Source organism: Dechloromonas denitrificans, assembly GCF_020510665.1.
GTDB classification, from domain to species: domain Bacteria; phylum Pseudomonadota; class Gammaproteobacteria; order Burkholderiales; family Rhodocyclaceae; genus Azonexus; species Azonexus denitrificans_B.
The window spans coordinates 940,678-963,230 of the sequence record NZ_CP075187.1 but is presented as its reverse complement, the minus strand read 5'-3'; the positions used below and the strand labels follow the sequence as shown (position 1 = coordinate 963,230).

Annotated in this window: 26 protein-coding genes; 24 read left to right on the top strand and 2 right to left on the bottom strand. The window is 59.8% G+C overall.

Annotation, left to right across the window (positions count from 1 at the left end; genetic code table 11):
* Positions 1-3: 3 nt before the first annotated feature.
* The 6 genes from ttdA to tyrS all read left to right on the top strand — a co-directional run bounded on the left by ttdA (position 4) and on the right by tyrS (position 5,416).
* Positions 4-903 carry a L(+)-tartrate dehydratase subunit alpha gene (gene ttdA / locus KI614_RS04440; RefSeq protein ID WP_226408166.1) on the top strand — a complete coding sequence of 300 codons (900 nt, stop codon included), beginning with the start codon at positions 4-6 and terminating at the stop codon, positions 901-903.
* Positions 900-1,508, top strand: a complete 609-nt coding sequence (gene ttdB, locus KI614_RS04435; RefSeq protein WP_226408164.1) for a L(+)-tartrate dehydratase subunit beta — start codon at positions 900-902, stop codon at positions 1,506-1,508. The genes ttdA and ttdB overlap by 4 nt, the downstream gene beginning before the upstream one ends.
* A 200-nt stretch (positions 1,509-1,708) precedes the next feature.
* Positions 1,709-2,251: a lipocalin family protein gene (locus KI614_RS04430; RefSeq protein WP_226408162.1), complete on the top strand. Its 543-nt coding sequence runs from the start codon at positions 1,709-1,711 to the stop codon at positions 2,249-2,251.
* Between the two features lie 16 nt (positions 2,252-2,267).
* Positions 2,268-2,417 carry a DUF2256 domain-containing protein gene (locus KI614_RS04425; protein ID WP_226408160.1) on the top strand — a complete coding sequence of 50 codons (150 nt, stop codon included), beginning with the start codon at positions 2,268-2,270 and terminating at the stop codon, positions 2,415-2,417.
* Positions 2,414-3,943: a cryptochrome/photolyase family protein gene (locus KI614_RS04420; protein WP_226408158.1), complete on the top strand. Its 1,530-nt coding sequence runs from the start codon at positions 2,414-2,416 to the stop codon at positions 3,941-3,943. The genes KI614_RS04425 and KI614_RS04420 overlap by 4 nt, the downstream gene beginning before the upstream one ends.
* A gap of 198 nt (positions 3,944-4,141) precedes the next feature.
* Entirely contained in the window at positions 4,142-5,416 is a 1,275-nt protein-coding gene (gene tyrS / locus KI614_RS04415; RefSeq protein WP_226408156.1) for a tyrosine--tRNA ligase, read from the top strand.
* 41 nt (positions 5,417-5,457) lie between these two features.
* Here the strand turns inward: tyrS and KI614_RS04410 are convergent, their stop codons facing one another.
* Positions 5,458-6,105 (bottom strand): SOS response-associated peptidase, encoded by a 648-nt coding sequence (locus KI614_RS04410; protein ID WP_226408154.1) that lies wholly within the window; start codon positions 6,103-6,105, stop codon positions 5,458-5,460.
* 173 nt (positions 6,106-6,278) lie between these two features.
* Here KI614_RS04410 and hda point away from each other — a divergent pair, with 173 nt between their 5' ends.
* The 10 genes from hda (at position 6,279) to KI614_RS04360 (ending at position 14,128) form a co-directional block, all read left to right on the top strand.
* Positions 6,279-6,929: a DnaA regulatory inactivator Hda gene (hda, locus tag KI614_RS04405; protein WP_226408151.1), complete on the top strand. Its 651-nt coding sequence runs from the start codon at positions 6,279-6,281 to the stop codon at positions 6,927-6,929.
* Positions 6,929-7,603, top strand: coding sequence for an HAD family hydrolase (locus tag KI614_RS04400; protein WP_226408149.1), 675 nt, complete (start codon positions 6,929-6,931; stop codon positions 7,601-7,603). Before hda ends, KI614_RS04400 begins: the two co-directional genes overlap by 1 nt.
* Positions 7,603-9,126 (top strand): mechanosensitive ion channel family protein, encoded by a 1,524-nt coding sequence (locus tag KI614_RS04395; RefSeq protein ID WP_226408147.1) that lies wholly within the window; start codon positions 7,603-7,605, stop codon positions 9,124-9,126. The genes KI614_RS04400 and KI614_RS04395 overlap by 1 nt, the downstream gene beginning before the upstream one ends.
* 83 nt (positions 9,127-9,209) lie before the next feature.
* Entirely contained in the window at positions 9,210-10,553 is a 1,344-nt protein-coding gene (gene pcnB, locus KI614_RS04390; protein ID WP_226408145.1) for a polynucleotide adenylyltransferase PcnB, read from the top strand.
* Positions 10,550-11,026, top strand: coding sequence for a 2-amino-4-hydroxy-6-hydroxymethyldihydropteridine diphosphokinase (folK, locus tag KI614_RS04385; RefSeq protein WP_226408143.1), 477 nt, complete (start codon positions 10,550-10,552; stop codon positions 11,024-11,026). Before pcnB ends, folK begins: the two co-directional genes overlap by 4 nt.
* Positions 11,027-11,094: 68 nt before the next feature.
* Positions 11,095-11,385 carry a DMT family protein gene (locus tag KI614_RS04380; protein WP_239003267.1) on the top strand — a complete coding sequence of 97 codons (291 nt, stop codon included), beginning with the start codon at positions 11,095-11,097 and terminating at the stop codon, positions 11,383-11,385.
* On the top strand, positions 11,386-12,204 hold the full coding sequence (gene panB, locus KI614_RS04375) for a 3-methyl-2-oxobutanoate hydroxymethyltransferase (RefSeq protein ID WP_226408141.1): 819 nt from the start codon (positions 11,386-11,388) through the stop codon (positions 12,202-12,204).
* Positions 12,205-12,222: 18 nt separating this feature from the next.
* The gene (panC, locus tag KI614_RS04370) at positions 12,223-13,047 is read left to right on the top strand and encodes a pantoate--beta-alanine ligase (protein ID WP_226408138.1); all 825 of its coding nucleotides are present in this window, start codon (positions 12,223-12,225) and stop codon (positions 13,045-13,047) included.
* A 90-nt stretch (positions 13,048-13,137) separates the two neighbouring features.
* A complete protein-coding gene (gene panD / locus KI614_RS04365; RefSeq protein WP_066882792.1) occupies positions 13,138-13,521 on the top strand; it encodes an aspartate 1-decarboxylase in 384 nt (127 codons plus the stop codon).
* A gap of 97 nt (positions 13,522-13,618) precedes the next feature.
* Entirely contained in the window at positions 13,619-14,128 is a 510-nt protein-coding gene (locus tag KI614_RS04360) for a hypothetical protein (RefSeq protein ID WP_226408137.1), read from the top strand.
* A 37-nt stretch (positions 14,129-14,165) separates the two neighbouring features.
* On the opposite strand, the gene KI614_RS04355 is transcribed toward KI614_RS04360, so the two are convergent.
* Positions 14,166-15,527, bottom strand: coding sequence for an NYN domain-containing protein (locus KI614_RS04355; protein ID WP_226408136.1), 1,362 nt, complete (start codon positions 15,525-15,527; stop codon positions 14,166-14,168).
* 193 nt (positions 15,528-15,720) lie between these two features.
* On the opposite strand from KI614_RS04355, the gene KI614_RS04350 reads away from it, so the two are divergent.
* From KI614_RS04350 to KI614_RS04315, 8 genes are all read left to right on the top strand, one after another.
* Positions 15,721-16,149: a c-type cytochrome gene (locus tag KI614_RS04350; RefSeq protein ID WP_203468891.1), complete on the top strand. Its 429-nt coding sequence runs from the start codon at positions 15,721-15,723 to the stop codon at positions 16,147-16,149.
* Positions 16,150-16,168: 19 nt separating this feature from the next.
* A complete protein-coding gene (locus tag KI614_RS04345) occupies positions 16,169-17,542 on the top strand; it encodes a cbb3-type cytochrome c oxidase subunit I (protein ID WP_226408135.1) in 1,374 nt (457 codons plus the stop codon).
* A 114-nt stretch (positions 17,543-17,656) separates the two neighbouring features.
* Positions 17,657-18,259, top strand: a complete 603-nt coding sequence (locus KI614_RS04340) for a cytochrome c oxidase subunit 3 family protein (protein WP_226408134.1) — start codon at positions 17,657-17,659, stop codon at positions 18,257-18,259.
* The gene (locus tag KI614_RS04335) at positions 18,259-18,528 is read left to right on the top strand and encodes a cytochrome C oxidase subunit IV family protein (protein ID WP_226408133.1); all 270 of its coding nucleotides are present in this window, start codon (positions 18,259-18,261) and stop codon (positions 18,526-18,528) included. Before KI614_RS04340 ends, KI614_RS04335 begins: the two co-directional genes overlap by 1 nt.
* Positions 18,525-19,307 carry a CbbQ/NirQ/NorQ/GpvN family protein gene (locus tag KI614_RS04330; RefSeq protein ID WP_203468887.1) on the top strand — a complete coding sequence of 261 codons (783 nt, stop codon included), beginning with the start codon at positions 18,525-18,527 and terminating at the stop codon, positions 19,305-19,307. Before KI614_RS04335 ends, KI614_RS04330 begins: the two co-directional genes overlap by 4 nt.
* A complete protein-coding gene (locus tag KI614_RS04325) occupies positions 19,288-19,707 on the top strand; it encodes a hypothetical protein (RefSeq protein ID WP_226408131.1) in 420 nt (139 codons plus the stop codon). Before KI614_RS04330 ends, KI614_RS04325 begins: the two co-directional genes overlap by 20 nt.
* Positions 19,704-20,675 (top strand): 4Fe-4S binding protein, encoded by a 972-nt coding sequence (locus tag KI614_RS04320; protein ID WP_226408129.1) that lies wholly within the window; start codon positions 19,704-19,706, stop codon positions 20,673-20,675. The genes KI614_RS04325 and KI614_RS04320 overlap by 4 nt, the downstream gene beginning before the upstream one ends.
* Positions 20,676-20,678: 3 nt before the next feature.
* Entirely contained in the window at positions 20,679-22,520 is a 1,842-nt protein-coding gene (locus tag KI614_RS04315; RefSeq protein ID WP_226408127.1) for a nitric oxide reductase activation protein NorD, read from the top strand.
* Positions 22,521-22,553 lie beyond the last annotated feature (33 nt).

Here is a 22,553-nt window from a genome sequence, read left to right as displayed (position 1 = left end):
CCAATGGACAAGGAAGCAGCAGTACAGTCCTTGACGGACACCATGGCCAAATTCACGTCGTACATCGGCAAGCGCCTGCCCAAGGACGTGAAGGCAAAGCTGGCCGACCTGCGCACGTTGGAAACCAATCCACTGGCCAAGTCGATCTACGACTCGATGCACGGCAATCAGGAAGCGGCCGACAAGCTGAATCGCCCGAGTTGCCAGGACACCGGCGTCATCCAGTATTTCATCGAGGCGGGCGCCAATTTCCCGCTGCTCGGCGAACTGGAAGATATCCTGCGTGAGGCGACGGTCGGGGCAACAGCGATGGGCCCGCTGCGCCACAACGCCGTCGAAACCTTCGACGAGAAAAACACCGGCACCAACACCGGCACGCAGATTCCCTGGCTCGACTGGCGCATCACGCCGGAACTGGATAGCTGCACCATCGACGTGTACATGGCCGGCGGCGGCTGCACGCTGCCCGGCGCGGCCAAGGTGCTGATGCCGGGGCAAGGTTACGAAGGCGTCGCCGAGTTCGTCATGGATGTCATCACCGAACGCGGCGTCAATGCCTGCCCGCCGCTGCTGGTCGGCGTCGGCGTGTCGACCTCGGTCGAAACGGCGGCTCGTCTGTCCAAACTGGCGATCCTGCGGCCGGTCGATTCGAAGAGTTCGAATACCAAGGCCGCGCTGATGGAAGAACTGCTCGAACAGGGCCTCAACGAAATCGGCATCGGCCCGCAAGGCCTGACCGGCAACAACAGCGTGATGGGCGTCAATATCGAATCCTCCGCCCGCCACCCCTCGACCATCGGCGTCGCCGTCAATACCGGCTGCTGGGCGCATCGCCGCGGCAAGATCAAGATCAACGCCGACATGTCCTACGAAATCATTTCCCACGAAGGAGTCGTCCTGTGAAAAAGATTCTGACCACCCCGATCAAAGACGAAGACCTGGCTGACCTCAAGGTTGGCGATGTGGTTTATCTGACTGGCCGCCTGGTGACCTGCCGCGACGTGGCGCACCGCCGCCTGATCGAGCAGGGTCGCGAACTGCCGGTCAACCTCGAAGGCGGGGCGATTTTCCACGCCGGCCCCATCGTCCGCAAAAAGGACGACGGCAATTTCGAGATGGTCTCCATCGGCCCGACGACCAGCATGCGGATGGAAAAATTCGAGCGTGAGTTCATCAAGCAGACCGGCGTCAAGCTGATCGTCGGCAAAGGCGGCATGGGGCCGGAAACGGTGGCCGGCTGCCAGGAAGGCGTGGCCGTCCATGCAATATTCCCGGGCGGCTGCGCCGTGCTGGCCGCAACGCAGGTCGAGGAGATCGAAGGTTACGAGTGGCCCGACCTCGGCATGCCGGAAACGCTGTGGATCAACCGGGTCAAGGAATTTGGGCCGCTGATCATCTCGATCGACACCCACGGCAACAACCTGATCTCGCAGAACAAGGTCGGCTTCAATGAAAAGAAGAAACCGGTGCTTGAACGGATCAGCCAACAACTCAGCTTTATCAAATAAGCACGCAGGATAGCGGGCAGGCGCTTGCAAAGGCGCCCTGCTCGCTCTATCAAACAATACTGCACACGAAACTGACTTAAACAAAAAATAAAAACACTTCAAAACAAAGGTCGAAAAGCTTAATATCGGAGAAAAACCATGTTTTGTCCTAGACAAAATAAGTCCGCCGATATTTCACCAGGGATTCATGGAGCCGCTCGATGGCCACATTCCGCTCCACCTTTTTCGCCCTGCTGCTCCCCCTGCTGCTGAGCGCCTGCTCGACCAGCGTACCCAGCGGCCTGCACCCCATTACGCCATTCGAGCTGAATCGCTACCTCGGGCAGTGGTACGAAATCGCCCGGCTCGACCATTCCTTCGAGCGCGGCATGAGCGACGTCAATGCCACCTACCAGTTGCTGGACGATGGCAGCGTCAAGGTCATCAATCGGGGCTACAACACACAACGCCAGGCGTGGAAGGAGGCCATCGGCCGCGCCCTGTTCATCGGCGATCCCGCAACCGCTTCGTTGAAAGTGTCGTTTTTCGGGCCGTTTTATGGCGGCTATCACGTGATAGCCCTGGACCCGGACTACCGCTGGTCACTCGTTGCCGGGCCGGACCGCGATTACCTGTGGATTCTTGCCCGTGACAAGACCCTGCCGGTCGAGGTACGCGAGCAATTGCTCAGTCAGGCCAAGGCGCTTGGTTTCGCGACCGACAAGCTGATCTGGGTCGAGCAAACCCGCAGCGACACGAACTGAACCCGGCGCTTATTCAATGCACGCCCCGAAAAAATCCGATCTGCCGAGCAAAATCTGCCTTTGCTGCGGTCGACCGTATTTGTGGCGCAAAAAATGGATGGCCGTCTGGGATGAGGTCAAATATTGTTCCGAACGTTGCCGGCGAAATCGCAGGAAAGCATCATGAGCACGCTGCGCCTGATCCTTGGCGACCAGCTCAACCCGGCACATAGCTGGTTCTCGGCCCCCGATGCGCACGCCGTTTACGTGCTGATGGAAATCCGCCAGGAAACTGACTACGTCCTGCACCACGCTCAGAAGATCATCGCCATTTTCGCCGCCATGCGCGACTTCGCCCGGCAACTTGGCGAAGCCGGCCATCGCGTGCATTACCTGGCGATTGACGACCCGGCCAACCACCAATCGCTGCCGGCCAATCTGGATGCGCTGATCGCCCAATATACGGCCAGCACCTTCGAGTATCAGGCACCGGACGAATGGCGGCTTGACCGACAACTGGCCGACTATGCGGCCCAACTCGCCATCCCCGCCCGGAGGGTCGATAGCGAACATTTCCACACCCGGCGCGACGAAGCCGCCCAGCTTTTTGCCGGACGCAAGCAATGGTTGATGGAGCATTTCTACCGCCAGATGCGGATGCGGCATGGCGTGTTGATGGCCGGCCCCGGCAAGCCGCTCGGCGGCCAATGGAATTTCGATCACGACAACCGCAAGCCCTGGCCCGGCCTACCGCGTGAACCGACCGACTGGCGCGGTGAGCATGATCATTCGGCGCTCTGGCAGAGCATCGAAAAGGCCGGCGTGGCCAGCTTTGGCGAGCCGAATGCCAAACGCTTTCGCTGGCCGCTGAACCGGGACGAAGCTTTGCAGCAACTCGATGATTTCATCGCCGAGGCACTGCCACATTTCGGCGATTTCCAGGACGCGCTGACGATTCGTGCCTGGCGCCTGTTCCACTCGCTGCTCTCCTTCGCGCTCAACACCAAGATGCTCAATCCGCGCGAAGTCGTTGCCCGGGCGGCGGAAGCCTACGAATCAGGCGACGTGCCGCTGGCCGCAGCGGAAGGTTTCATCCGCCAGATTCTCGGCTGGCGCGAATACGTGCGCGGCGTGTACTGGGCCAATATGCCCGGTTACGAAACACAAAATTATTTTGATCACCGGCAGCCGCTGCCCGCATGGTTCTGGACCGGAAACACCAGAATGCGCTGCCTGGCGCAGGCCATCGGCCAGTCGCTCGAACATGCCTATGCCCATCACATTCAGCGCCTGATGGTGATCGGCAACTTTGCACTACTCGCCGGGCTCAATCCGGCGGCGGTGCATGGCTGGTATCTCGGTGTTTATATCGATGCCTTCGAATGGGTCGAGCTGCCCAACACGGTCGGCATGAGCCAGTTTTCCGACGGCGGCCAACTGGCGACCAAGCCCTACGTGTCGAGCGCTGCCTACATCGACCGGATGAGCGATTATTGCAAGGGCTGCCATTACGACAAGAAGGCACGACTTGGCGAGCGGGCCTGCCCGTTCAATGCGTTGTACTGGGATTTTTTTGCCCGCAATGGCGAACGGTTGGCGGGTAACCCAAGGCTGGGCATGGTTTATCGCCAACTGGCCAAAATGCGGCCCACCGATTTGCAGGCCGCGCAGGATAAGGCGAGCGAGATCCGCAAGCACCTCGATCTTTTGTAGGACGCAAAACCCAGGATCGACCAGCCCGGCGTCAACAGCCGACCAATTCTGCCCAGCCCTTCGCCCTGTCGCTCAAGCCGCACCCCGAAATCATGCGCCGGACTCCGGTCGACCGCGGCAGGCTCTGCTAAAATCGCGGGTCCGAATTTCCGGCGCCACTTTTATCCATCCGGCGCCCACCCAGTGGAGAGTTTTGCCATGTACCAGTCCCCCCTCATCCAGGATCTGCACGAGCGCGGCCTGATCGCCCAGATCACCGACGCCGAGACGCTCGACAAACTGCTGACTGAGGAATCGGTAACGCTCTATTGCGGTTTCGACCCGACGGCCGACAGCCTGCACCTCGGCCACCTGGTGCCGGTGCTCATCCTGAAGCGCTTCCAGGAAGCCGGCCACAAGCCGATCGCCCTGGTCGGCGGCGCCACCGGCATGATCGGCGACCCGAGCTTCAAGGCGACCGAGCGCAAGCTCAACACGCCGGACGTGATCGCCAGCTGGGTCGACAAGATTCGCGGCCAGGTTGAACCCTTCCTCAAGTTCGAGGGTGCCAATCCGGCGATCATGGCCAACAATCACGACTGGTTCGGCGGCATGAACTGCCTCGAATTCCTGCGCGACATCGGCAAGCATTTCTCGGTCAATGCCATGATCAAGAAGGAATCCGTGCAGCAGCGCCTGACCCGTGAAGACCAGGGCATTTCCTACACCGAGTTCTCCTACAGCCTGCTCCAGGGCTACGACTTCGCCGAACTCAACAAGCGCTACGGCTGCGTGCTGCAGATCGGCGGTTCCGACCAGTGGGGCAACATCGTCGCCGGCACCGACCTGACCCGCCGCCTGCACCAGAAGCAGGTCTACGGCCTGACCCTGCCGCTGATCACCAAGGCTGACGGCACCAAGTTCGGCAAGACCGAATCCGGCGCCATCTGGCTCGACCCGAAAAAGACCTCGCCCTACGCCTTCTACCAGTTCTGGCTCAACACCAGCGACGCCGACGTCTACAAGTTCCTCAAATTCTTCACCTTTTTGCCGGTCGACCGCGTCAATGAGATCGAAGCCACCGACCAGGCCAGCGGCACCAAGCCGGAAGCCCAGCGCATCCTGGCCGAAGAAGCAACCCGTCTGGTGCACGGCGAAGTCGCGCTGATGGCCGCACGCCGCATCACCGAATGCCTGTTCAGCGGTCAACTCGCCGATTTGACCGAAAACGACCTCGAACAACTCGCCCAAGACGGCATGCCCGGCGTGCAGATCGACAAGGCCAATGCCGGCCTGATCGACGCGCTGGTCGCCGCCGGTCTGGCCAAGTCGAAGTCGGAAGCACGCACCTTCATCCAGAGCGGCAGCGTGACCGCGAACGGCAACAAGATCGACGCGCTTGACCATATCCTGGCCGGCGACGACCTGCTCTACGGCCGCTTTACCATCCTGCGCCGCGGCAAGAAGAACTACGGCCTGATCAGCTGGATCTGACCGGTTCCGAATGCGGGGAGGCAGCCAGAGGCACCTCTCCGCTAGCCGAAAGACAGAGGGAGCTGGGGTGAAATATCCGCCTGGCTCACCACTTCGGCTTTCAACTCGCAAGACGAAGGATTCTCCAGCAGCGCCGCAAAAGCTTCGGCTGGAAAATCAGGATAAGCACCGAGCCAGAAGGCACTTTCCTGCGCATTGAGGATCAGGGGCATCCGGCCATGCACCGCCCCGACCACCGCATCGGCCGGCGTAGTCACCATGGCACAGGTCGTTCCAGCCTGCGGATGGTGATCAAACACCCCGGCAAACATCAGCGCCTTGCCGCTCGCCGAACTGAAACGAACTTGCTGCCGGTGACCATCGGCCAGCATCTGCCATTCAAAAAATGCCGTCGCCGGCATCAGGCAGCGGTTTTTTTGCAAGGTCTTGCTATAAAAAGGCTTGGCAACCAGCCCCTCGGCACACAAGGTACTCGGCGGGCGCAGCGGTTCGGCATTCAGAAAACTGCCGACCAGCCCCCAACGCGCCCGGCGTGCAACATGGCCTTCGGCCTGGCGAGCCAGCATCAGCACCGGTGCAGCCGGCCGCATTTCGTCGCCATAGGGCAGATCGCGCCTGGGCAGATCCAGATCGCGGCAATACCTGAGCAGATCCCTGGTGCTCGCCTTGAGCTCGTAGCGACCACACATGAAGTACCTCCCGCGTTACGATATACAGTACTTTATACAGTATATTGCAAACGATCAACCCAACCTCTTGACCGGACAGACACCCGCCGACCGATTTATTCCGGGTCGAGAAGGCCGGGCCGGATGCAGGACAAATGCTAAAATCGCTCCCCCTGTTTCGTTCCAATGCTCCGATGCGCCAGCTGATTCTCGATTTGCTGCCAGAAAGCCCCCCGACGCTGGACAACTTCGTCGCCGGCTGCAATGCAGAAACGGTCGCAGCATTCACCGAATGGCTGGCCGGCGGGCTGAGCGCAACATCGTTCTGCCTCTACGGCGAATCCGGCTGCGGTCGCTCGCACCTGTTGCTGGCCAGCGGCTTCAGCCTGATCGACGCCGGACTCAATCCCGGCCTGAGCGGCGTCACCGCCAGCGATCAACTGGCTATCGACAATGTCGACCTGCTCAATGCCGACGGCCAGATTGCCTTGTTCGCACTGTTCAACCAGATCAAATTGGCCGGTGGACAGCTGTTGACCGCAGCAACCCAGCCGCCGGCCCATCTTGCCTTGCGCGAAGACCTGCGGACCCGCCTCGGCTCGGGCCTGATCTACCGCCTGCAACCCCTGACCGACGCCGAGAAAGCCGAAGCCATCGCCGCCCAGGCGCGCGAACGCGCCCTCAAGCTCTCGCCGGAAGCAATCAATTACCTGCTGCGCCACGCACCGCGCGACATGCGCACGCTGTCGATGCTGGTCGTCGCACTTGATCAATACACGCTCGAACAAAAACGCCCGGTCACGCTGCCGCTGCTGCGCGAACTGCTCAACATGGAAACCGCCTGATGAATCTCGCTCTCTTTGACCTCGACAACACCTTGCTCTCCGGCGACTCGGACTTTGAATGGGCACAGTTTTTGATCAGCAAGGGCGTCGTCGACCGCGAAATCCAGGAAGCCAAGAATGTCCAGTTCTACGAGCAATACAAGGCCGGCACGCTCGACATCCATGAGTTCCTCGCCTTCCAGCTCGCCCCGCTCGCCCGCCACAGCCGCGCCGAACTCGATGCCTGGCACGCCGAGTACATGGAAAAACACATCCGCCCGATCATCAGCACCGAGGCACTCGATATCGTGCGCCAGCACCTCGACAACGGCGACCTGTGCGCCATCGTCACCGCCACCAACACTTTCGTCACCGGTGCGATTGGCCGCGCTTTCGGCATTCCGCACCTGATCGGCACGATTCCCGCGGTCGACGTGCAAAGTGGCACGTTTACCGGGGCCCCGAGCGGCGTGCCATCCTTCCGCGAAGGCAAGATCGTCCGCGTCGAAGCCTGGCTCGAATCGCTCGGCCTGTGGTGGGGCAGCTTCGAAGACAGCTTTTTCTACAGCGATTCGCACAACGATTTGCCGCTGATGGGCAAGGTCAAGACGCCGGTCGCGGTCGATGCCGACGAAAAACTGCAGGCTCACGCCGACGCACACGACTGGATTTCCCTCAGCCTGCGCAACGCCTGATGCTGCGCATCCCCTTGTTCAGCCACGAGGCACCGCTCAGCTTCGTGGCACTGGCGCTGTTGCTGCTGTTCATCTGGCAGCCGCTGAAACCGCTACGCCGCTCGCTGATCAACACCAGTGTCTTTTACGCTGCCTGCCTGTGCGGCGATCTGCTGGCCGGGATTCTGCTCGCCGACCACAACATGACGGCGGCCGCCAGCTGGCTGCGCCAGATGACCGTATTCGGCGAAGGCCTGGCGGTCATCCGTTTTGCCGGCCTGGCCCTGTTCAACGTCGCCCTGCCGCGCATCCACATCCACATCGCCGGCATCCTGGCTGACATCCTGGTCATCATCGGCTACATCGGCTGGGGCTTCTTCCGCCTCAACCAGGCCGGCGTCGAATTGACGCACCTGTTCGCCACCTCGGCCATCCTGACCGCCGTGCTGGCGATATCGATGCAGGACACGCTGGGCAACCTGCTTGGCGGTCTGGCGCTGCAGATGGACAATTCGCTGGAAATCGGCGATTGGATCAAGATCGACGATCTTTCAGGCCAGGTGACCGACATCCAGTGGCGCTATACGGCACTGCTCACCCGCAGCGGCGAAAAAGCCATCGTCCCGAACAGCCAGTTGATGAAGGGGCGCTACTACGTAATTTGCGACAAGCACAGTGCCAATCCGGTCTGGCGGCGCAGCATCGACTTCAACGTCGACCTCGCCGTATCGCCCGGGCGCATCGTGCAGATGATCGAAGCCGACATTTCAGCCGCGACCATTTCCAATGTTGCCGGCACACCCGCACCGAGTTGCGTCCTGCTCAATTTCGGTCCCGGCTATGCTCACTACGTGCTCCGCTACTGGCTGCAGAATCCGCAGTTGGATGACCCGACCGACTCCGACGTGCGCACGCACATCCTGGCCACACTGCAGCGCAACGGCATTCGCCTCGCCACTGATGACCACACCATCCACCTCGTCGAGGAAGGCGCCGCGCACCGTGAAGATGTACAAAACCGCGAGCTCAAGCGCCGGCTTCAGGCCATCAACTCGATCGAACTGTTCGCCCGTCTCGACGACAACGAGAAACAGCACCTCGCCGAGCACCTGATCAATGCGCCTTTCGCACCCGGCGACATCCTGACCCGCCAGGGCGCCATCGCCCACTGGCTGTACATCATTGTCAATGGCGAAGCCGAAGCCTGGTGGCAACCGCCGGAAGGCCCCCGTCGCCTGCTCGAAAAACGCGGCCCGGGCAGCGTCTTCGGCGAAATCGGCCTGATGACCGGCGCACCGCGCCGGGCAACGGTCATCGCGACCAGCAATGTCGAAGCCTATCGCCTGGACAAGGAAGGCTTTCAGGAGATCATCCGGCAACGTCCGGCACTGGCCGACAGCCTGTCCGGCATCCTCGAAGCGCGCCTCCAGCGCTTTGCGGAACTCGAACAGGGTTACCACCAGGGACGCAACGAAACCCAGCAAAAAGTCCCCGGCAGTGCCGCAATCGGCAAGAAAATACGCGAGTTCTTTGGGCTCGACTGAGGCCAATCCAATGGAAAATCATCGCTTTGCGGTAGAATTCCTTCTTTTCCGCAGCGCAGCAAGCGCTCACTGAACGGTAATTCGTGATCCGCAAATTCATTTCCCGCGTCCTTGGCGGCAAAAAGCCCAAGGCAGGCCACAACGAGCCCGCCATCATTCCTGTTTCCACCCACGGCATTACCCGCGACCGTATCAGTTCGGGTAGCCGGCGTGTCTGCGAAACCCTGCAGCAGCACGGCCACAAGGCTTATGTCGTCGGCGGTGCCGTGCGCGACCTGCTGATCGGCGCCGATCCGAAGGACTTCGACATCGCCACCGATGCCACGCCGGAAGAGGTTCGTCGCCATTTCCGCCGCGCCCGCATCATCGGCCGCCGCTTCCAGATCGTGCACGTGATGATGGGCCAGGAGACGCTGGAGGTCACCACCTTCCGCGGCACGCTGGACGAAAAAACCAAAACCGACGCACATGGCCGCGTGTTGCACGACAACGTTTTCGGTTCGCATGCCGAAGACGCCGAGCGCCGCGACTTTACCGCCAATGCGCTGTATTACGACCCGGCCAGTGAAGCGGTGATCGACTATCACCGTGGTGTCGGCGATCTCAAGCAGAAAACCCTGCGCATGATCGGCGAACCGCGCACCCGCTACCGCGAAGATCCGGTGCGCATGCTGCGCGCCGTGCGCCTCGCGGCAAAACTCGGACTCACGATCGATCCGGAAGCGAGGAAACCGATCCGCGAAATGGCCGGCCTGCTCGAAAATGTGCCGGCGGCCCGCCTGTTCGACGAAATGCTCAAGCTGCTGACTTCCGGGCACTCGGTCAAATGCATCACCCAGTTGCGTAACGAAGGTCTGCATCACGGCCTGTTGCCACTGCTCGACGTCATTCTCGAACAACCGATGGGCGAAAAGTTCGTCATGCTCTCGCTGGCCAACACCGACGACCGCGTGCGCAAGAACAAGGGAATTTCACCCAGCTTCCTGTTCGCCACCCTGCTCTGGCACGAAGTGTTGGCCAACTGGGAAAAGATCAAGACCAAGGGTGCCCCAAAAACCCCGGCACTCTACGAAGCCATGGACGACGTGCTCAGCGTGCAGGGCGAAAAATTGGCGATCACCCGCCGTATCGCCGGCGACATCAAGGATATCTGGGCCCTGCAGCCACGCTTCGAACAGCGTGCCGGCAAGCGCCCTTACGCCCTGCTCGAACAGCCACGCTTCCGCGCCGGTTACGACTTTCTCGTACTGCGCGCCGAATCCGGCGAGATCGACCGCGAAGTGGCCGACTGGTGGACGCTCTTCCAGAGTGTCGATGGCGATGAGCGGGCCGAAATGCTGATGCCTGAACAACCGGGCGACAAGAAAAAACGCCGGCGCCGCAAAAAACCGGCCGCCAGCAACGTCGACCACGGCAACACCGAATGAATCTGGCCTACGTCGCGCTCGGTGCCAATCTTGGCGACCCGGCCAGTACCGTGCGTGCGGCCTTCGGCGCCCTGGCCAACCTGCCGGAAAGCCGTGTCGTACATTGCTCCTCGCTATACCGAACGGCACCGGTCGGGATTACCGAACAGCCTGATTTCATCAATGCCGTTGCCGCACTCGAAACGACCTTGGCGCCCGAAGCCCTGCTCGATGCGCTGCTCGACCTCGAACAACGCTTCGGTCGCATCCGGGCCGAACGCAACGGCCCGCGCACCCTCGATCTTGACGTCCTGCTCTACAACGACCTCGAAATCGACCTGCCACGCCTGATCCTGCCACACCCGCGCCTGCATCTCAGGGCATTCGTCCTTCAACCGCTGGCCGAAATCGCACCCAACCTGCAACTGCCACGGCGCGGCCCGATTTCCGCCTGGCTGCCCGCCGTCGCCAATCAGGGCTGTACCCGGCTGTGAACCTGTTCGGTTTCAACATCCCGGTGCTCTGGCAGACCGTGGTGCTGCTGGCGCTATCGAATGTCTTCATGACTTTCGCCTGGTACTCGCACCTCAAGAACCTGAACGACAAGCCATGGTGGATCGCGGCCCTGGCCTCCTGGGGCATCGCACTGTTCGAATACCTGCTGCAGGTACCGGCCAACCGTATCGGCCACAGCGAGCTTGATCTCGGCCAACTGAAAATCCTGCAGGAGGTGATCACGCTTGCGGTTTTCGTCCCTTTTGTCGTTTTCTACATGGATCAACCGCTCAAGCTTGACTATTTATGGGCGGCCCTGTGTATCCTTGGCGCCGTCTATTTCGTTTTCCGTTCATAAATGTCCGCTCAAACCATTACCCGCCGCCTGACCCAAGCCGATCTCGCCAAGTTGTACCAGGCGGGCGAGAAGGTCGTCATGTTCACTTGCTACGACGCCAGCTTTGCCCGTCTGCTCGATGATGCCGGCGTTGAAACCTTGCTGATCGGCGACTCGCTGGGCAATGTCATTCAAGGGCACGACACGACGTTGCCGGTCACGGTCAGCGATATCGCCTATCACACGGCTGCGGTCAAACGCGGTTCCAGCCGCGCCTTCATCATCGCCGACATGCCTTTCGGCAGCTACCAGGAATCGCCGGAACAAGCCTTCCGCAACGCCGTAACGCTGATGGCGGCCGGCGCCCAGATGGTCAAGCTGGAAGGCGGCCGCGAAATGGCGTCGACCGTGGCATTCCTCGTACAGCGCGGCATTCCGGTTTGCGGCCACATCGGCCTGACACCACAATCGGTGCACGCACTGGGCGGCTACAAGGTGCAGGGCAAGGGCGAAGCAGCGGCGCAACGCTTGAAGGACGACGCCCTGGCATTGCAGGAAGCCGGTGCAACCATGATCGTCATCGAGGCGGTGCCGGCAGCACTGGCTACCGCCGTCACCGCCAGCCTGCACATCATCACCATTGGGATCGGTGCCGGCAAGGAAACTTCTGGCCAGGTCACCGTACTGCACGACGCTTTCGACATCCCGCCGGGCAAGAAAGCCAAGTTTGTCCGCAATTTCATGGACGGCGCAACCAGCATTGCCGATGCTGCCGCCCGCGCTGTAACCGCCATCAAGGATGGCAGCTACCCCGGCCCGGAACATACCTACGCCGGTTAATCCTCCAGCGAGCCTGACATGCAAATTCACTCCAGCATCGCCGACCTGCGTTCGGCGCTCAAGGGACGCGGTCGCGTCGTTTTCGTTCCCACCATGGGCAACCTGCACGCCGGCCACATCAGCCTGATGCAGCAAGCCCGGGCGCACGGTGACACCGTGGTGGCCTCGATTTTCGTCAATCGGCTGCAATTCGGGCCGAACGAGGATTTCGACAAATACCCACGCACCTTTGCCGACGACTGCGCCAAGCTCGAAGCAGCCGGCGTCGACGTGCTGTTTGCGCCAACCGAAACCGACCTCTACCCGGAACCCCAGGAATACACGGTCGAACCGCCGGCCATCCAGAATGTGCTCGATGGCGAATTCCGCCCCGGTCACTTCCGCGGCGTCGCCACCGTCGTACTCAAGCTGTTCAACATTGTCCAGCCGCAGACCGCGTTGTTCGGCAAGAAGGATTACCAGCAACTGATGGTCATTCGCAACATGACCCGCCAGTTCGCCCTGCCGATCGAAATCATCGGCGGCGAGACGGTGCGTGCCGACGATGGCCTGGCCCTGTCTTCACGCAACGGCTACCTGACGCCGGCCGAACGGGCCGAAGCGCCGCGCCTCAGACAGGAGCTGGAGAAAATTCGCTCGGCGCTGCGCAACGGCGAGTCCGATTGCGTCAAACTGGAAAATGCCGCAATCGAAGCGTTGACCGCAGCAGGCTGGAAAACCGATTATGTTGCGGTGCGACAACAGTCTGACCTGGCCAGGCCAAACAGCGTAAACGTCCCACTGGTGGTGCTTGCCGCCTCCCGGCTTGGCGCAACGCGGCTCATTGATAACATTGAGATTTGAGCAAGCGACAATCATCATAATTACGCGCGTTGACACTAGGGATTTTGTCGTTACAATGCGCTTCCCCCAACCTTCTGGATGATTGAAACCATGCAGAGAACGATGTTGAAATCCAAGCTGCACCGTGTAACGGCCACCCATGCCGATCTGCACTACGAGGGTTCCTGCGCCATCGATGAAGACCTGCTCGAAGCGGCCAACATCAAGGAGTATGAACAGATCGACATCTGGAACGTGAACAACGGTGAACGCTTCACGACCTATGCGATCCGGGCCGAACGTGGTTCAGGCGTCATCTCGGTCAACGGTTCGGCAGCCCGCCGCGCCGCACCTGGCGATATCCTGATCATTGCCACCTTTGCGGTGTATAACGAAATCGAACTGGCCAAATACGAGCCGGACCTGATTTACGTTGATTCGCAAAACCGCATCACCCGTCGTGGTCACAAGATCCCGACGCAAGCCGCCGCCTGATTTTCCGGCCCGCGCTGACCCAGAAACCCGCCCTCCGGCGGGTTTTTCTTTTTCTGTACAATGCCCGGCACAATTACAAATCCACCGGAGACAAACGATGGGCGTAGCATTCGCCAAGACCCCGAAGGGGCAGGCAGAAATCACCAGCAAAACGGGCGGGCTGACACCCCGTCAGCGACGGGTCCTGATCATGATCGACGGCAAACGTACCGTCGATGAACTGCGCGACATGCTGCAATCCGACGATTTGCAGCATACCCTGGGCATGCTTGAAGAAGATGGTTACATCATGGCAGCCAGCATGACCGATTCGAGCGGTGCCAGCCAGAAGCTGTCCGCACCCCTGCCCCCGATCACGGCTTTCCGCGAACTTTCCGGCGCAACCGATCCACTCAAATTGCAGCAGGCGCGCAATTTCATGAGCAACACCCTGAATGCCTTTGTCGGCACGCTCGGCAACAGCTCACTGCTCGGCAGGATAGAACAGGCAGAAGGCCACGCCGGGCTGCGTGCCTTGTACGACGAGTGGTACCACGCACTGGTCATGTCACGCGAAGGCAAGCGTGAAGCAGAAGCGCTGCGCGCCAAACTGCTACTTGTCATCTAATCCTGGGACGGCAATCGATGCCGTCCCTGAAGCCTTGTTACTCGGTTGCCGCCTTCGGCTTGCGGGCCCGCGGTGCCCGCTTGGGTTTAGAGACAACAGCCTCGACGACCGCCGCAGCCGCTTCCTGAACCGATGTGCTCTCTTCTCCAGCCGGCTTGCGGGAACGGCGCACCCCGCGTCGTGCCGGGGCTTTGGCCGGGGCAGTTTCTTCGACAGGGGCAACAACAATGGCTGATGATTCGGCGGGTGACGCCAAGTCTGTCGCGGTCGACCTGCTTTCAGGCTTGCCATTGCGGCGCCCACCACGACGGCGCGATGCTGCTGCAGGGGCTTCTTCGGCCGCGGCCGGCGACGCCTCAGGCTGAGGCTCCGGCTCGACGGCAGGCGCCTCAGGCGCAACGGAATCGAGCTGACGAGCGGCACGGGTATCGCCATCCTTGCGGGTCCGACGGCCACCGCGACGACGCGGATTGCCACTCGTTCCCGACTCGGCCGCCGGCTCCATTTGGGGCTCGGCAAGCACGTCGACCGCAGCAACCTCAAGCGCAGACTCCGGCTTGGCCGCTTCATTCTCGACAACGACCGGCCGTGGCTGCGCCCGTGTCACGTAAGCACCGGACTTGTCATCGCGACCGAAGCCCAGCAAACCGCGATTAGCGGCTTCTTCAAGCAGATTGCCAAAACTGCGGAAGCCATAATAATTTTCATTGAAGCCTGGATTGCGGCGCTTGATGACTTCCTTCAGCACCGATGCCCAGATCCGCTCGGTATCGCCACGATCGGCGAACAAATCGGCAAACGTTGTCGTCGCCAGCTCGATCGCCTTGTTCTTGCGCGCCTCAAGCTTCTCACGCCGGCCATTTTCCTCTTCCGGCGTACGGCGCGGCGAAGGCTCACGATTTTCACGACGCGAGGCCGGACGATCGCGGACCAGATCGTCGTAATAAATGAACTCGTCGCAATTGGCGATCAACAGGTCGGAACATGACTGCTTGACGCCCACGCCGATAACCCGCTTGGCGTTCTCGCGCAATTTCGAAACCAGCGGCGAGAAGTCGGAGTCGCCGGAAATGATCACGAAGGTATCAACGTGGGATTTGGTATAGCAAAGATCGAGCGCATCGACGACAAGGCGGATATCCGCTGAATTCTTGCCCGACTGGCGGACATGCGGAATTTCAATCAGTTCGAAGTTGGCTTCGTGCATGGCCGACTTGAAGCCCTTGTAGCGATCCCAGTCGCAATAGGCTTTCTTGACGACGATACTGCCTTTGGCAAGTAGACGTTCAAGCACGGGCTTGATGTCAAATTTTTCATACTGAGCATCGCGCACACCGAGTGCGACATTCTCGAAATCACAAAAAAGTGCCATGCTGGCGGTATCGGCTGGTGCGGCCATGGAATGCTTTCAACTTGAGGAGGGCGCAGTATACCGCCCCTCGGCAAAATGACCGCCACACCACCATCCCGGCCAATTCGACCGGAATATATATTCTTCGACAATCGAGGTTTTTTAGCAGGCATCAAAGCCCGCCAGCCCCCCAAGAAACTAACATCGGCGCGCCAAACAATTTCCGAAAGGGGGAAAAACAATGAGTGGCGCTTTCACCAAATCGATGGCGCGGAACATTTTCTACGGGGGGACGACGTTCTTCTTCCTGCTGTTCCTTGCGCTGTCATTCGATACCCATTCGCAACTTCCCAAACGTGACATGCGGCAGAACATTACGCCGCAAGTCGTCGAAGGCAAGAAGCTGTGGGAAGTCAATAACTGTATCGGTTGCCACACCCTGATGGGTGAAGGTGCCTACTTTGCCCCTGAACTGGGCAATGTAATCGTTCGCTACGGTGACGAAGGCGTCAAAGCCTTCATCAAGAGCCGTCCGAAAGATGGCATCCCGGGTCGCCGCAGCATGCCTCAGTTCAACTTCACCGACGAGCAACTGGATGCCATCGTGGCCTTCCTGAAGCACGTCAATTCGATCAACGATGCTAACTGGCCGCCTAACAGCCAGGGCTGATCGAGAGGAGATACTGAACATGCAATTCAAATCCCAAGCGGTTGCAAAACCCTACTTCATCGCGGCAATCGGTCTGTTTGTCGGTCAAATCCTGTTCGGCCTGATTCTTGGCCTGCAGTATGTGCTCGGCGACTTCCTGTTCCCCGCCATCCCGTTCAACGTGGCCCGCATGGTCCATACCAACCTGCTGATCGTGTGGCTGCTGTTTGGCTTCATGGGCGGCGCGTACTACATGATCCCGGAAGAATCCGAGACCGAACTGTTCAGCCCGAAACTGGCGCTGCTGATGTTCTGGATCTTCCTGGTCGCTGGTGCAGCAACGATCGTCGGCTATCTGGCCGTCCCGTATGCCACGCTGGCTGAACTGACCGGCAACAACATCCTCGAAACGATGGGTCGCGAGTTCCTCGAACAGCCGCTGCCGACCAAGCTCGGCATCGTCGTCGTGGCACTGGTATTCCTGTTCAACATCACCATGACGGTGCTGAAGGGCAAGAAGACCTCGATTTCGATCGTGCTGCTGCTCGGCCTGTGGGGTCTGGCTGTCTTCTTCCTGTTCTCCTTCTACAACCCGGCGAACGTCGTTCTCGACAAGTTCTTCTGGTGGTGGACGGTGCACCTCTGGGTAGAAGGCGTGTGGGAACTGATCCTCGGCTCCTTCCTGGCCTTCGTGCTGATCAAGACGACCGGTGTTGACCGTGAAGTGATCGAAAAGTGGCTGTACGTCATCGTCACCCTGACGCTGATCACCGGCATCATCGGTACGGGTCACCACTACTTCTGGATCGGTACGCCGGAATACTGGCAGTGGTGGGGTTCCATCTTCTCCGCTCTGGAACCGATTCCGTTCTTCGCCATGACCGTCTTTGCCTTCAACATGGTGAACCGTCGTCGTCGCGAACATCCGAACAAGGCCGCTGTGCTGTGGGCCCTGGGTACCGGCGTGATGGCTTTCCTGGGCGCTGGCGTGTGGGGCTTCCTGCACACCCTGGCTCCGGTCAACTACTACACCCACGGCACGCAGATCACCGCTGCTCACGGTCACATGGCTTTCTATGGCGCCTACGCCATGGTCAACCTGATGATGATCTCCTATGCCATGCCCATCCTGCGCGGCCGTGCTGCCAACAGCAACAAGTCGCAAGTGCTGGAAATGTGGTCGTTCTGGCTGATGACCACGGCAATCGTGTTCATCACCCTGTTCCTGACCGCCGCCGGCATCCTCCAGGTCTGGCTGCAACGTGTTTCCGACACGCCGCTGCCGTTCATGGTGGCTCAGGACAAGATCGCATTGTTCTACTGGATGCGTGAATGGGCCGGTGTGGTCTTCCTGATCGGCCTGATCATCTATATCGCCAGCTTCTTCGTTGGCGGTGAAGAAAAGGCTGCATAAGCCCACTCTTCCGCTAGCAAACTAGCCAAAGGCGCAGATCGAAAGGTCTGCGCCTTTTTCCATTTTTGGGCCAGATCAAGTTCCGCTGATGCGCCTGCCGCTACCATAGGCAGCATGAGTGAAACACAGACCATCACCGGCACGACAACCGGCCCAGCCCCTGCCAGAAAACTCCCCGGCGATCTTGCCATCTGGTTTTTCATCCTGGCAGAAATGCTGGCTTTTGCCGTTTTTTTTGCCTCCTACGCCTTTGCCCGGGCGCACGATCCGGCACTGTTCAATCTTTACCAGCAGACGCTGGACCGGAACGCCGGAGCACTGAATACCGTACTGTTGATCACCGGCTCATGGTTTGTCGTACTCGCAGTCCAGGCTGCACATCGCGACGACATCCCGGCCGTGGCACGCAACATTCTGCTCGGCTTCCTCTGCGGCGGCGGCTTTCTGGTCGTCAAGGTATTCGAGTACGCGGCCAAGTTTGGCGCCGGCATTTCGATGTCGACCAATACTTTCTACATGTTTTATATTTCACTGACCTTTTTTCACTTCATGCACGTCATACTCGGCATGGTGATTCTTGCTGTCCTCTGGTTCCAGGCACGTCAAGGTGCGTACACCAGCCAAAATGCCAACGGGCTGGAAAGCGGCGCGGCGTACTGGCACATGGTCGATCTACTGTGGATCATTCTTTTCCCGCTTGTTTATGTGATGCGCTGATGAATCACCTGCTTAACAACCCCGCCCATCGAGCCTGGCTCGTTCTTCTTGTCGCCACGGCGATGACCTGGTATCTCGGTGAGGTCGGTGCCGCCGGCACCTGGGCCATTGTCACCATGCTGCTGATCGCCTTTATCAAAGGCCGACTAGTCATTCTCGACTTTATGGAACTGCGCGAGGCGCCCCTGATGTGGCGCCTGCTGCTCGAAGGCTGGCTGATTCTTGTTTCCAGCCTGATACTCTTGGCTTACTGGATATCTCTCAAATGAACGAACTACCTTTCTACGAACCGTCCGGCAACGAAATCGCACTGTTCGAACATGCCTACAAGCAACGGCTCCCGCTGCTCATCAAGGGACCGACCGGCTGCGGCAAGACACGCTTCGTGGCGCATATGGCAGCCCGCCTCAAGTTGCCGCTGTACACCGTCGCCTGTCACGATGACCTGACGGCGGCCGACCTGGTTGGCCGCCACCTGATTTCAGACAGCGGCACCTACTGGTCCGATGGTCCGCTGACCCGTGCCGTACGCGAAGGTGGCATCTGCTACCTTGATGAAGTGGTCGAAGCGCGCAAGGACACCACCGTCGTGCTGCACCCACTGGCTGACGATCGCCGCATCCTGCCGATCGACCGGACCGGGGAAACGCTGGAAGCACCGGACAATTTCATGCTGGTCGTTTCCTACAACCCTGGATACCAGAATCTGCTCAAGGGCCTGAAACCCTCAACCCGTCAGCGCTTTGTCTCGATGCGCTTCGATTTCCCCGGAGCAGAACGGGAAATTTCGATCCTGATCGGGGAAACCGGCTGCGACGCCGATCTCGCCAAGCGTCTGGTGGGTATCGCCAAGGCTTTCCGTGCGCTCAAGGATCGCGACCTGGAAGAAGTGGCCAGCACCCGTTTGCTGGTCTACGCCGCAACGCTGATCAAATCCGGCTTCGATATCAGCGCAGCCTGCCGCGCCTCGCTGGTTGAAAGCCTGACCGATGATGAAGAAACGGTCGAAGCACTGATGGAAATCGTCAATGCCACATTCGGACGATAGTTTCGGCAATGAGGACAGCACACCAGGACTCAGCCTGGCCGTGCTGTCCGAAGCCCTCTATCTGGCCAATCTCCTGCTCGCGCCAGGCATTGCCTTCGGGCTGCTTGTCTGGCTCTGGCTGAAATACAAAGACAGCGCCCCGCCGCTCGCCAAGCACCACCTCAGGCAAACCACTTTTGTCAGCCTGTATGGCGGCCTATTGATCACCACGCTCTCCGCCATTTTCATCCTGGCCGGCGGCCTCGACTGGGAATGGACCTGGGTCATGGTGATCATGTATTTCACCTGCATTCATTCGACGCTGGTCATGTTCGGCATGTTCGGGCTGGCCAAAGCCATGGCCGGCCAGATCTGGCGCTTCCCGCTGATTGGTCCTGCGGTCGACCGCGACAAGCAATGAAAAAACCCGCTCTTCAACGTTACCGCCTGCTTGCGCAGATGGCGTTCTTCGCCTTGTTCACCGTCACGCCGATTTTCGACCTGTTTCGCTACGACCTGACCGAGAAGCACGCCTACTTCCTGACCTTCCCCTGGCACTTGGGAATCGACGAATTAATCGCTGGAACAGGTGATCCCCGGTCTGCCGCGGTCAACATCATTCTTTACCTGTTTTTGCCGGTACTCGGCACCCTGGCCGCCATCATCGCCGTTGCCTGGAAATGGGGCCGACTCTACTGCGGCTGGCTTTGCCCACACTTTTCAGTCGTCGAAACAATCAACCGGCTGATGCTTTTTGCGACTGGCAAGCACTCCGTCTGGGACAAGAAACAAACGCCGCCCTGGGAACCGGATGGCACACCTGCGCCACGCGACAAACGTTACTGGCTGATCGTCGTTCCGGCCGCCATCGGCTTTGCCTTTGCCTGGGCCGTCGTCGGACTGACTTACCTGATGCCGCCGTTTCAGGTCTACCACGGCCTATTCACCTTTAATTTGTATCGTGGCGAAGTGATTTTCCTGAGCGCGGCAACGACGGTGTTAAGCCTGGAATTCCTTTTCGCGCGCCATTTATTTTGCCGCTACGGCTGCGCCATCGGCATTTTCCAGAGCTTCGCCTGGATCGTGAACAAGAAAGCGATGGTCGTCGGCTTCGAACGCAAGCGTGTGCTCGACTGTGCGAACTGCCTTGAAGGCCGGGGTTCAGCCTGCGATGCCGTTTGTCCGATGCGACTCAAACCGCGTAACGTCAAACGCTGGATGTTTGCCTGCACCCAGTGCGGCCAGTGCATTTCGGCCTGTGGCACCGTCAATCGCGACAATCCACAGGGACAACTGCTGCGCTGGGTCAGCAACGATGCGGCCAAGCGTAATGAAGCCGGTTTTTCATCGCTATCAAATACCGACGAAGACGCCGGTGGGAAAATTTAGGTCATGGAAGAATTCATCGGAAAACTCTGGCATAACTGGGTGACCAAGGCGGCTGCCGGGCATTACCCGGAGGCCGCAGTCAAACTGGCCGAAGTTGAAAAAACGGCAGGCATTTTGTTTCGAGCCTTTGGTGGCGACCCCGGACTCAAAGTTGCCGCCGCAACCATGGACACACATGGTGCCCGTCGGCGCTGGCTGCAGGGTCTGGCAGCCAGCGGGGAAAAAATTGCACAAGCCCGACGCGATGCCGAAACCCTGCGCCTGCCGCCGGAAATCGCAGCCTTTCCCGACAAATCGCTGAACCGCGACCTTTACCTCTGGCTCGCCGCACTGGCAGCCAGCGATGTGGCGCCCGATCGCCCCTGGTTCATTCGCAATCAACTGGCGACCCAGGCGGCGCTTGAAAAATACCCCGGGCTGCGTTCACGTTACGAACGTCTCGTCAGCGCCCACATTGCCGGACGAATCAACCCGGATGAACTGCAATCCGATGAAGCTGCGCAAGAAACAGCCATCCGCCAGGCACTGCTCACACCTGCTGCGGTCGACGGGCTGCCACCGCTGAATTCGCGTAAATCCCGGCCACCACAGCCTGTACTCCTGTGGATGATCGAAGTTGAAGAACGTCCGGCCGGCAAACTCGATGCCGAATCGGGCAACAACCTGCCGCACGAAGGCAGTGGCAATAACGCCGAACCAGAAAAGGACGCCCACAAGGCCGAACAGGTTGATACGCCGGACAACAAGAATCCGATGCTGGCCATGTTCCGCGCCGAGAGTTTGCCGACCTGGGCGGAATATGTCCGGGTCAACCGGGCTTTTGATGATGATGAAGATCCCAATGCCCGCAACGCGGCCAAGGATCTTGATCAACTGTCACTGATCCGCGATGCAGAAACCTCGGTCTCACGCGTCAAGTTTGATCTTGACCTCCCTTCGGCGGCAGAAGATGACACCCCGGTTGGCCCCGGCATCCCGCTGCCCGAGTGGGATTACCGCAAAACCGTGATGCTGGCGGACCACTGCCGCTTGCAGCCGATGATCGCTCAGGATGCATTGCCGGCAGGCCTGCCGGAGGAGCTGGTTGCCACGGCCAAGAAACTGCGCGGCCAGTTCGCCGCCCTCGCGCCACAACGCCGCTGGCTCAAGGCACAGGCCGACGGCTCGGAGCTTGATGTCGAAGCCTGCGTACGCAATCATGCCGATCGCGCCTCAGGCCATACGCCAGAAAGTGGCAACTACCTGGCCCAGGCACGCTGCGAACGTGACCTGGCCTGCCTGCTACTGGCCGACTTATCAATGTCAACGGATGCCTGGATCTCGGATACGCACCGGATTGTCGATGTCGTCCGCGACTCGCTTTTGCTCTTCTCCGAAGCGTTGACCGCGACAGGCGACCGTTTTGGGATCTACGGATTTTCATCGTTGCGTCGCCAGAACATCCGCTTCCATTTGCTCAAGGATTTCAACGCCCGTTACGATGCGGCTGCCCGAGGCCGAATTCTGGCCATCAAACCCGGTTTCTACACCCGCATGGGTGCCGCACTACGCCAATCGGCCAAAATACTCTATGAACAACCGGCCAGTCGTCGCCTTCTACTGATCATCACCGACGGAAAGCCCAACGATCTCGACCTGTATGACTCACGCTACGGCATCGAAGACACCCGAATGGCCGTCCATGAAGCCCGCCGCATGGGACTCACCCCATTCTGCGTCACCATTGACCGCGAAGCAGGCGCCTACCTGCCCTACCTGTTTGGCCCCGCAGGTTTTTGCGTCATACGAAATCCGGAAGAACTGCCGCGCCGGCTACCACTTCTTTATGCACAACTGACTCGGTAGTAGTTATTATTGCGTATTGCCGGTGGATTACCC

Bases quoted from the DNA above. Each gene is read 5' to 3' on its own strand.
- ttdA (WP_226408166.1), top strand. From the start codon at position 4: ATGGACAAGGAAGCAGCAGTACAGTCCTTGACGGACACCATGGCCAAA.
- KI614_RS04430 (WP_226408162.1), top strand. From the start codon at position 1,709: ATGGCCACATTCCGCTCCACCTTTTTCGCCCTGCTGCTCCCCCTGCTG.
- KI614_RS04425 (WP_226408160.1), top strand. From the start codon at position 2,268: ATGCACGCCCCGAAAAAATCCGATCTGCCGAGCAAAATCTGCCTTTGC.
- KI614_RS04420 (WP_226408158.1), top strand. From the start codon at position 2,414: ATGAGCACGCTGCGCCTGATCCTTGGCGACCAGCTCAACCCGGCACAT.
- tyrS (WP_226408156.1), top strand. From the start codon at position 4,142: ATGTACCAGTCCCCCCTCATCCAGGATCTGCACGAGCGCGGCCTGATC.
- KI614_RS04410 (WP_226408154.1), bottom strand. From the start codon at position 6,105: ATGTGTGGTCGCTACGAGCTCAAGGCGAGCACCAGGGATCTGCTCAGG.
- hda (WP_226408151.1), top strand. From the start codon at position 6,279: ATGCGCCAGCTGATTCTCGATTTGCTGCCAGAAAGCCCCCCGACGCTG.
- KI614_RS04400 (WP_226408149.1), top strand. From the start codon at position 6,929: ATGAATCTCGCTCTCTTTGACCTCGACAACACCTTGCTCTCCGGCGAC.
- KI614_RS04395 (WP_226408147.1), top strand. From the start codon at position 7,603: ATGCTGCGCATCCCCTTGTTCAGCCACGAGGCACCGCTCAGCTTCGTG.
- folK (WP_226408143.1), top strand. From the start codon at position 10,550: ATGAATCTGGCCTACGTCGCGCTCGGTGCCAATCTTGGCGACCCGGCC.
- KI614_RS04380 (WP_239003267.1), top strand. From the start codon at position 11,095: ATGACTTTCGCCTGGTACTCGCACCTCAAGAACCTGAACGACAAGCCA.
- panB (WP_226408141.1), top strand. From the start codon at position 11,386: ATGTCCGCTCAAACCATTACCCGCCGCCTGACCCAAGCCGATCTCGCC.
- panC (WP_226408138.1), top strand. From the start codon at position 12,223: ATGCAAATTCACTCCAGCATCGCCGACCTGCGTTCGGCGCTCAAGGGA.
- panD (WP_066882792.1), top strand. From the start codon at position 13,138: ATGCAGAGAACGATGTTGAAATCCAAGCTGCACCGTGTAACGGCCACC.
- KI614_RS04360 (WP_226408137.1), top strand. From the start codon at position 13,619: ATGGGCGTAGCATTCGCCAAGACCCCGAAGGGGCAGGCAGAAATCACC.
- KI614_RS04355 (WP_226408136.1), bottom strand. From the start codon at position 15,527: ATGGCCGCACCAGCCGATACCGCCAGCATGGCACTTTTTTGTGATTTC.
- KI614_RS04350 (WP_203468891.1), top strand. From the start codon at position 15,721: ATGAGTGGCGCTTTCACCAAATCGATGGCGCGGAACATTTTCTACGGG.
- KI614_RS04345 (WP_226408135.1), top strand. From the start codon at position 16,169: ATGCAATTCAAATCCCAAGCGGTTGCAAAACCCTACTTCATCGCGGCA.
- KI614_RS04340 (WP_226408134.1), top strand. From the start codon at position 17,657: ATGAGTGAAACACAGACCATCACCGGCACGACAACCGGCCCAGCCCCT.
- KI614_RS04335 (WP_226408133.1), top strand. From the start codon at position 18,259: ATGAATCACCTGCTTAACAACCCCGCCCATCGAGCCTGGCTCGTTCTT.
- KI614_RS04330 (WP_203468887.1), top strand. From the start codon at position 18,525: ATGAACGAACTACCTTTCTACGAACCGTCCGGCAACGAAATCGCACTG.
- KI614_RS04325 (WP_226408131.1), top strand. From the start codon at position 19,288: ATGCCACATTCGGACGATAGTTTCGGCAATGAGGACAGCACACCAGGA.
- KI614_RS04320 (WP_226408129.1), top strand. From the start codon at position 19,704: ATGAAAAAACCCGCTCTTCAACGTTACCGCCTGCTTGCGCAGATGGCG.
- KI614_RS04315 (WP_226408127.1), top strand. From the start codon at position 20,679: ATGGAAGAATTCATCGGAAAACTCTGGCATAACTGGGTGACCAAGGCG.